Source organism: Ruegeria sp. AK4 (genome assembly GCF_056541025.1).
Map to the genome: position 1 here is coordinate 1 of NZ_JBQFXS010000044.1, position 9425 is coordinate 9425.

The window sequence follows — 9425 nt, forward strand, 5'->3', positions numbered from 1 at the left end:
TCAACTTTCGCCAAACATCGCGTCCCTGAACACGTCGGATCAAGCCCGCGACGTCGTCTTGATGGCTGAGAAAGGACATTGGGAATACAGAAACCGATGGCGGCTTTGTCCGCAAAGCAACCTTTCAACTGACTCAAGTTAAGGTCTGCTTTTGAGCCCAAAGCCGCCATAAAATCAAAGCGCGCAAATGGTGAGGTGTTATCCCTCCGGAGTGTACCAAATGGGCGAAGTATAAGCCCGTTCTTGCGTGGATGTCGGTACTTCTTCCGGTATTTCGTCGCCAAACCGAATAGCTTCATAAACCGTCCATCGCGGCGTGGGGATTTCCAGCACACGAGCGTAGTAAAACGCCATTTGTTCTGGATCAAATTCGGGATCAGACCAGACGGTTATTAGTTCCGGCGATCCGATTGAGTTTGTGAATGTACCGGTTTCGACGTCCACGGTATTGCCGACTGGCGGCAGCTTGCCATCCGCGCCGATATCCCGATCGCCGGACCAGACGACATCAAAGACCTTCTCTTTGGTCTCACCGTCTTCTGTTAGCCAGCCCTTTACGATCTGAATACGATCCAGATTGCCCGAGTACGGATCCTTGAGTGCAGCTACGAGAAAATTTGGCGCAGAGGGATCACCGGGCGCTTCCGGTAGATCTGCCCCCATCGGTACGCCTTTGTCATAACCAATTTCCGCAGGAAGCCGCGATTGAGCATCGTTTTCTTCGAAATCCCATCCCCCGAAGAAACGTACTGTGATCCGACTACCTGTTGTACCATATACTTCCTTGCGTTCCATCGCGTCGAAAATAGATGCTCGCGTATTGTCCTCGGCCCAAACCGCCGCATAACCAGAGGCAGCCATCTGCCAGCCCAGAATTCTGGTTGCTTCAAACTCGCCGACAACATGCTGCCAGCGCCCAGGCTCAGGTTCCACGCCTGAGTGCTTACCGAAAAAGTTATCTTCTTGGGCTGTCGCCAAAGCCGTGTGACTGTCTGTAGATCCCACGACACCGAACTTGTAAGGGTTAGTCCCAAGCTGCGCCTCAAGCTTCAAGCCATTTTTTAAAGCCTCGCGAGCATACTCGTACTGCAACATCCAGTCTTCTTTGGGGACAGGGCCAAGGTTTGCGACGTCCCACGTTTCGTAATCTGCAAACTCGTCATTTGGGCTCAGAAACGGGTGAGCCTCGCCGTCGCCTTTGATCTGAGTGATCTCATAAAGTGGCTCCCATTTTGCGCGTCTTTCCGCATAATCTCCTGTGAGCGGTTCACCGGTATCTGGATTTGTTTCGACAGGAAACATCAAACCATTGGACACATTTCCGTTGTGCGCCAATGCAAGGACGCGCCCGCCTGTCGTTTCTTCATATCTTTCCATCCAATCCCATAGGTCTTCCGGATTGAAAGTCTCGGCAGTCGTGAACGGCAACATTTGACGCGCCCGAATTTTGTCGTCTCGATAGATGACATTGCGGTGTAGGTTGTTGCCGCCCTCCGTCGATGTCCATTCGTAGCCGATAAACGCGGTGAACGACCCTGGCTGGTCAAAAGCATCTGCAGTTTCGGTAAAGTCATCCCAAACCGACTGTACAAAACGGCGATCTGAAATGGCCTCCGGCAGAGCTTCGCCGGTAATTCCGGCAAAAGTTTCGATAACCTCCATTGTCGCTCCAAGGGCCACATTTCCTCCCTGGTTCAACCTGTCGTTCCAGTCACGTAGCGTGGGATCGCCCATCAAAGTTGAGTTACCTTCGACAATCTCATTCATCGCCCCCATCGCGTCTGAATGATCTGAAACAACGAGCCAATCGAGGGGGCGAGACAACTTTGCCCGCAGGCCGTGAGACGTGGTTACTTCTTCACCACGCGCAAACCGAAACGCGTCTGAAGGCGAAAGAAGTACGCCGAAAGCGCGTGCATCAAGTGAGAGCGAAGTATGCAAATGGGTGTCGCCCCAAAGCGGCCTGGTCGGGAAGTCACGTCCTGCATAAGGCGAAAACGCATCTGATTTAGGGGCTCGCATGTCGGCTCCCGAAATGGTCATTTCACCGACTTGCCCACCCTCGGCGGTTTCTTGTGCCCAGGCTGAGGTTGAGGACATACAAAAACAAACGAACAAGGTTGTACTGAAAGGAGTTTTCATGGCCATATCCCCAGCTGGTCAGATCATAGGCTATGCGATCATTCTCATATGCTTGCTGTCAACCTCGATTATGTTTCCGTGACGAGCGAATGTGCTCGCCTGAATTCGAAATGTTTCCAACCAAATCTAAGGCCCGCTGCAGGCTCATATGGCGGTGGCAGCAAACGGCGGCTTTTGTCCGCAGAGTGGTCATTCGGGGAAAATCGATCAATGTCTGCTATGCGGACAAACCGGACGTAGGCTTCGGATTGGACCACCCAAGCCTCGGCGGAACCAATGCTACGTGTGCGCCGTCACCATTGTCGCTGGAAATGGAACGCGCCACCCACCGTTTTCATCGCCGAATTCATCTGCGACGCGCTGTGTCATGGTCCGACGAATGGCATCACGTGCAGCAGAGGTCTGCGAACTGATAAGCATGGCCGCTCGAACGGTCGCATGCTCAAATACGTCTGCAAAGCCGCTCGGGTCGTTGAATTGAAACGCGGAGTCGATGTCGGTAAATTGGGGATCAAAGAGTCCAGCCGCCGCAAGCGCATTATTAGCGGCCTCGCGTTTGGAAAAAAGGTGGAAGTCAGGTGCCGGTGGCGCAAGTCCTGGGTCGCCGTGTGCCTTTACTGCTCCGAAAACAATTTGAAAACTGGCAGAATGCTCGGGCTCGCGCCATGACGTCATCGCAGCGACGCCGCAGGGTCTGAGAACCCGCGAAATCTCAGCGAGAACCGTATCCGGTTCGGGTAGATGACCAAATCCCACATTACACACGACTGCATCGAAGCTCTTGTCATTGAACGGCAGGCTCGCTGCGTCACCTTCAACAAACGAGGCGTTCGGAACGCGACGACGGGCACGAGCCAGCATTGCTGGCGAAAAATCAAGCCCGGTTACCTTCGCCCCTGCTGAAACGAGAGCTTCGGCAGCATTCCCGTGACCGCAACAAAGATCCAGCACGTTGCCGTCGTGAGCGGCGCGCGTCGCTTGCACGAGAGAAGGGATTAGTTGGTCTGAAATGGGCGCGAAAAGGTCAACATATGCGTCGGCCTTAGGTTCCTCGGACCATCCGGATTTTTCGGCGTCTGCGAATTCTTTGTATTGCATTGGAAGATCCCCAAACTACCGAGGTAAGTATAGCAAAAACCTCACTGCAAAAAAATTGCTTGGGCCTGCGAAGGAATGTCGCCAAAGGGCTCGGAGCGGTCATTCGATCCGATCTGACGATCGGCTGCCGTGCGGACAAAGCGGACGTTCGAACTCAGCCACAAGAACAATTCCCACGCAACTGGCAAACTGGGTCAATGCTGTGATCAGAACCTGACCCTAAACGCCAGTCCAACCAATGGCGCAGTATCGTAGCTCTGGCGACTTATTTCTGCTCCATTCGCATCATCTAGCGTCAGGCGGCCGTCAAATTCTGCGCCTGCGAATACGCTCAATGAAACTCCAGGATTTGGGTTGTATCCAACGGAAAGTACGACGGGTACACTCTTGTCTTCGCCCACCCCGTCCGGCGCGAGACCTTCCCCATCCAACCTGAATCGAATTCTCTCCGATCGTGCGGTTAAGGAAAGGTCTATGGTCTCAGTCAACGTGTAGTTCAGCGTCAACCCGGGGCCTTGTGTCGCTCCAATCCCGGCGCCAGTGTTCAAGTTCCAGCGATCATTTAGGTCCCAATCGATCAGTAGAGCCGGAAAAAAATCGGTACCACCATCGTCAAATTGAGAGAACGCGCCAAAGGCCGGTCCTATCGTCAGGCGCTCGTTAAGTTGCCAAGCAATACCCGCGAAAACACCGTAGGTCCTACCATCAGATGCGGAAGCTCCACTTTGATAATCCCACCTGATCTGTGGTGACACAAAAACTGTTGCTGTATCGCTCGCACGAAATCGCATGGGAACAGCAACGCGCAAGTCACGGATGCTCTCCCATGGCTGATTGTTCGATTGACTAAAGCTATAATCCAGCTTGCCGAAGCTGGTTGAAAGCCCAATGGAGTTTCCTCCTTCCAGATTATAAAGTGCGGTAGCGCGTAGAAATGCTCGGCTTGCAGAGAATTCGCCACCGTCACTCAAATCCGCGTCCCCTTGAAACGCAGCAAGCCCATCAACCTGATACGCCCAACCTAGCCGGGGCTGCGCGGTTGAAGGTAACGCTGCAAATCCTAGAGAAATAGCTCCAAAACAGCACGTTAGAAAAAGGTTTTTCATTTGGCATTTCCCACGTGACGCTGTTTCCTTTTGGGTTGCCATTCCTGAACGAGCGTTTCAAGCCCAATAAAATCTGCTCTGCAGGCCAAAGCAGCCATATTGTTTCAGTAGCTTGGTAACGCACAGGCCTCTAATTTGTTGAACATTAAACCGAAAACAGTGGCCTCCTGGCGACACCACTCACTTGCATCTCCAGGAGGCAACCAGACGAGTCTGGTGAATGCGCGAGCAACAGAGGTAATAGAAATTTGCCACGCATTCGAATACTTGAATCCCAAATACAACAATTCAAGTAATTTTACGCGCGACAAAAAGTTTGCTCTCGCGTGCTTTTGAATTTCTTGTTTGTTTCAGCTTACAGATCCGCGTCAGAAAACGTGGCTGCGCTGTGCAAATGGCGGGTGACGAACTTTGACCGTAGCGAACAGAATTTGCGCTCATGCCAACTTGATTGACTACCGGCAGCTAGCGCACATTCGAAATAGTCTGGCTAGTCCCATGGTCAGATTATTTCCCCGCGTTGCCCATCATCCCAGATAATGGTGACGCGGGGAACTTTGATCCATCCTTCGATCAGTACCGTAAAAACAATACCCCAAAACTACAGCCCGCGTTGTTCACTTGGTTTCCCTCCGAACGATGCGGGTCTTTTTGAAGATGGGGGTGCAATGAGTTTCCGTTATTCAGAGCAACCGGCCGGACCTTCCAATTCTGGTTCGGTCGGTGGTGCATCAAGTGCTTTTCCAAAGATCACCTTGTCGTCGCCATAGGCCCAAAAATCGCGGATACCCGAAAGTTGGTTCGAGTTGGAGTGTCTGAAATGGGTTCGGAGCGGAAGTTTAGCCAAGTAAGAGGCCACCCGGTTCAAGGGGCGGTCAAGCTTTCAACTCTGCGCCACCATCAACGTCTGTTCGTCACTCCATCATGTTCGCGGGTTTCGTCAGTTCTGATGGCAGGCCTGACCTCCACTTGAGCCAGAATTATCGGGCCAAGCGCGAGAGCGAAATGATAAATGGGCGCGGGAAAACTCCCGCGCCTTTTTCACCTTTCGACTTGGATCACCAGGCGTTGTAGGACTGAGGAACATTGGTTTTGGGTACGGCTTTCGCAACTTGGTCAGCGAGCGTTCTAAGCGCTGCGCCAGACACGTTACCCGTGTTGGTCGCAACCGCGACGTGGATGTCGCTCAGATCAAGACCAGTATGCGAGGTGTAGCCGTCCGTAAAAATAACGACATAGGCCTCGCCTCCCCCGGTGGCGCCACTATGAGAGAGCTTTCTGTTGGATGTGCCATTCGACCCCCAGCCCATCCTGTCTATCTCATCGACGGAATACGCCTTGGCGAGCTTATTGGTGATCCGCAAAAGATTCTCGGCTGACGACAACCAGCCTCCGGCAGCCAGACCCAAACCTGAATTGCCGGGCTTACGTTTCTTTATCCCATTTTCGGTCACATCGAAAAGATCCGTATCAAGGCCAGTCTGGCTCGTGGAACGGGGGACGACCTTCCCGCGCACGCCGACCCACTGAAGGTAGCTGTTTTGGGTCACATCCGTGTAAGATCGGCCGGTAATCGCCTCGATTAGCATGGTCGTCATGCCGAAACCATGATTGGAATAGGAGTATTCAGCGCCTGGCAGAGATTGCATCGGAGCCCTTCTGAGAAAATGCGCATGCACGTCTTCGTAATCTAGGTTTTTCGCCTGCACTCCGTACATTGAGGCCGCGCCAGAAACATCACCGCTACCACGGAATCCGGACTTATGGTCCAGAAGGTGCTGGATCGTGATATCGGTGTAGGTATCACCAGTACGGAACGCACTGAGGGGCGGCGAGTAGTTGCGCAGCTTGATCTTCTTGTCCAGATCAACACTTGTGCCAGCGGTCATGCGGTTGTTCGCATACCAGACATAGACGTTGTTCTTTTTGGACAAACCAAGTCCCACCATCTCGTGACGCAGCAACTCCGATGCTGTTGAGAACGGTGTCTGCTTGATTGCCGATCCTGGCTTGCGCGAAGTTCCCGCGGAGACGTGGCCGTTTTCATACCACATGTATACTCGGTCATCTGACTTTCGGATCGCGGCCCCGATAACTGTCGACGCTGTACGGGCCCCGGGAAAGGTCACGCTTGCAGGTGCGTCGTGGATGTCGAGATCTTTTGGTGTTCCAACGCTGCGCGTGCCGTCGATGTACCACGTATAGACCTTGCCGGATTTCGACATGGCCATCGCCACGATGTCTTCTGGGCCTTTGCCTGGCGCAACCGTGTAACTCTTGCCCACGTCGTGCTTGTCCAGATCCCGGCTAGAACCGCGCCTTACCTTTCCGTCCATCCCCCAGGCGTAGACGATGTCGTTGGGGCTGATTGCAAAGCCAACGATGCTTTGAAACTTGGCTCGGGCGATGGCCATGTCATCATTGGACGTGCCTTTGAGAACACCCGCCGACCCATAAAGCCTGCGGTTGGGCGAGACGTTCTTGTGCTTCATGGAAGCCCAGAGCGTTGGACCGCTCACTGCAGCTTTACTGACGGATCCGATGGGTGTCCGGTGGCTGCGTGTCATCTTGGTTACCTTGACGCCGGACTTGCGCGCATTGCCGTAGCCCTGCGACAGCAACAGTTTTCCGTTTCGGCTCACCGCAACGGTCATACCGACGATGTTCTGGCTGTCCATCGTTTCAGCAACGTGTTTGGCGACGGCCTGGCTTAACCCTTGATGGCCGACACCCGTTACGGTCGGATCCGCAATTGCGAGGCCGGGGAGCATAAGGCAAAACATGCCGACACCAGTTCTTAAAATATTGTATTTAAACATATCGTTCTCCAAAATTTGTATTGCCAGCTGTGGCAAAAAAATCACAACGGCGGTGCCGTCGCTGATGCACACCCCACCAGCTTCGCTCAAATACGAGCCACGGCAGGGACGCAGTACCAATGATAGGGCGTCTTTCGATTTGTCTGTGTTGAGTTTTCGTTGACTCTTTGCCCAACGGTTGGAACTCGACCGGTACCTCCGTTTGTGTTAAGTTTGTACCGCTTGTTTGTGCATTACCAGACGATCCGGCACATCGAGGAGACAGTACTATGGGGGATTGGTTGTTCGACCGGGCCTCTTGCCAATTGTCCAACGAAAAGAGCTGCGTTCAACTCACGCCAAAAGCCGCTGCTGTCCTTGAATGCCTCATGGACCGGGAAGGAGATGTCGTTACGAAAGAGGGCATACTAGCCCATGTCTGGGACGGGATCCACGTCACTCCGAGCCTTGTCCGCGAGTACATTTTTGACCTCCGGACCGCACTGTCAGACGACGCCAAACAGCCGCGCTACATAGAGACTGTCCGGGGCAAGGGAGTACGCTATCTTGGCGGGATAAGCTCGCGCAAAAAGAGCGTTGAGCCAGCGCGTGTCGAGGAAATTCGTGCAACGCTTGCCGTGCTGCGCCCCGAAGCGGACCCCGATCTAGTCCCGTTTGCAGAGGGCGTGGCAAGCGATATCATCAACGAGTTGGGCCGGTTCCGCGACTTCCATTGCGTGTCCCGCACATCTTCCTTTGCGGCAGATACATGTGCCGATGCACGCGAAATCGCCAGCGCCCTGCGGGCAGACTTTCTTCTGGAAAGCAGCTTTCACAGCGTAGGCGATCACATCCAAATACGCGTTCAATTGATCACGGGAAGAACAGGGCTTTTTGTCTGGTCGGAACGGCTGAGCTATCCGGCGGAGCCCTCTGGAGTTGCGCGCGACCAAATAGTCGAAACCTTGGTGCCTTTAGTCACCGGCTGGCACGGCGCTGTGCATGTTGCGATGCACAAGTCTGTCGCCCGGCGCGATGATAACGAACTGAACGCATTCGAGAACTACGTCAAGGCTTGCGACCTCCATCTGGTTCTGGACCAGCCCGGCCTTGAGCGTTCGTTGCACTATCTGTGTCGGTCATTGGAGCTTGATGACCGTTTTGCCCGGTGCTGGGCAATGAAATCCGTCATGCTGCGATGGGCCTACCCTGTCTATGAAAGCCCCGCGCCCGATATGCTGGACGAAGCTGATGCAGCGATCCGGCGGGCTTATTCACTTGAGCCCAATGACCCGACTAACCTGGCATTAATCTCAATGACTTGGGCCGCGCAGGGGGATTTGAGACGCGCACGTACAGCCATCCGTCGGGCCATTGCCTCAGTTGAATCAGATTCAGATGCATGTATCGCAACCACGACACCTCTGGCGCTGGTTCTGGGAGAATTCGATGCGGCGGCGAGCATGCTGGACCGGGCGTTTCCACCGAATTGTCCCGTCGCCGGATATTTCCGGGTTGTGGAAGCGCGTGTGTCCTTCTTTATTGGCGATTACGAGCGGGCCATCGCAGCTTCGCGACAAGGCTTTAATCATGTCTCTTCACTCGCTTTTCGCGTGCTCTCCTTGATCATGCTGAAAGAGCACGACGACGCACGGCACACCCATCGAAAACTAGTGCAGGCTTACCCTCACTTCTCCTACGACCGACTCGAGGAAGCATTGCCAATTCTGCATCCTCGGGCGCGGGATACTTACGCACAAGCCAAGTCGCTTCTGTTCGCGATTACTCGTTCATGACTACAACACAAAAGCGCCGCCCAAATGGGCGGCGGCGTTTAGTTTTGCCCCAGAACTGCACTACGCCTAGCGTCCCAGCGAATGGTTGTTTCGACCTAAACGCTCTTCGACGCCTTCACGCGGGATGCCCGAATTGCTCGAAGACATCTTTTTAGACCTTCCCTGCACTTCAAAGTTGCGCTCGTGCAGCAAGTCGAAAACCGCACTTTTCCGGACGTTCAAATCCAAGTGGCATATGACAAGTCAGCGGACAAGGCAGACATACCTTCGGAACTAAAGCGCTGAGAAAGATCTACCGAACTCTGCAATTTGTTGACCTTGGGCTTTCATGCACTCATAGCAGATGGGTTTGGATTGATTAGGACAGCTGCGATCGTTTCTATACGTAGTTAGCCGTTCCTTTGGTTTTCTTTGGAATCCCGAAACCGTCGCGCCAGGTAATCCACGAACGCTCTGGTTTTTGGTGCTAGATTGCGCCTGTCGGC

General features: G+C 53.7%; 5 protein-coding genes. 1 reads left to right on the forward strand and 4 read right to left on the reverse strand.

The window, feature by feature from the left end:
- Nucleotides 1-198 precede the first annotated feature (198 nt).
- From ACR0EZ_RS25420 to ACR0EZ_RS25435, 4 genes are all read right to left on the reverse strand, one after another.
- Nucleotides 199-2142 carry a DUF3604 domain-containing protein gene (locus ACR0EZ_RS25420; RefSeq protein WP_480617609.1) on the reverse strand — a complete coding sequence of 648 codons (1944 nt, stop codon included), beginning with the start codon at nucleotides 2140-2142 and terminating at the stop codon, nucleotides 199-201.
- 279 nt (nucleotides 2143-2421) lie between these two features.
- Nucleotides 2422-3240, reverse strand: coding sequence for a class I SAM-dependent methyltransferase (locus tag ACR0EZ_RS25425; RefSeq protein WP_480617610.1), 819 nt, complete (start codon nucleotides 3238-3240; stop codon nucleotides 2422-2424).
- Between the two features lie 206 nt (nucleotides 3241-3446).
- On the reverse strand, nucleotides 3447-4346 hold the full coding sequence (locus ACR0EZ_RS25430; RefSeq protein ID WP_480617611.1) for a hypothetical protein: 900 nt from the start codon (nucleotides 4344-4346) through the stop codon (nucleotides 3447-3449).
- Nucleotides 4347-5404: 1058 nt separating this feature from the next.
- On the reverse strand, nucleotides 5405-7255 hold the full coding sequence (locus ACR0EZ_RS25435) for a serine hydrolase domain-containing protein (RefSeq protein ID WP_480617612.1): 1851 nt from the start codon (nucleotides 7253-7255) through the stop codon (nucleotides 5405-5407).
- 179 nt (nucleotides 7256-7434) lie between these two features.
- Between ACR0EZ_RS25435 and ACR0EZ_RS25440 the strand changes: the two genes are divergently transcribed.
- On the forward strand, nucleotides 7435-8940 hold the full coding sequence (locus ACR0EZ_RS25440; protein WP_480617614.1) for a winged helix-turn-helix domain-containing protein: 1506 nt from the start codon (nucleotides 7435-7437) through the stop codon (nucleotides 8938-8940).
- Nucleotides 8941-9425: the final 485 nt, after the last annotated feature.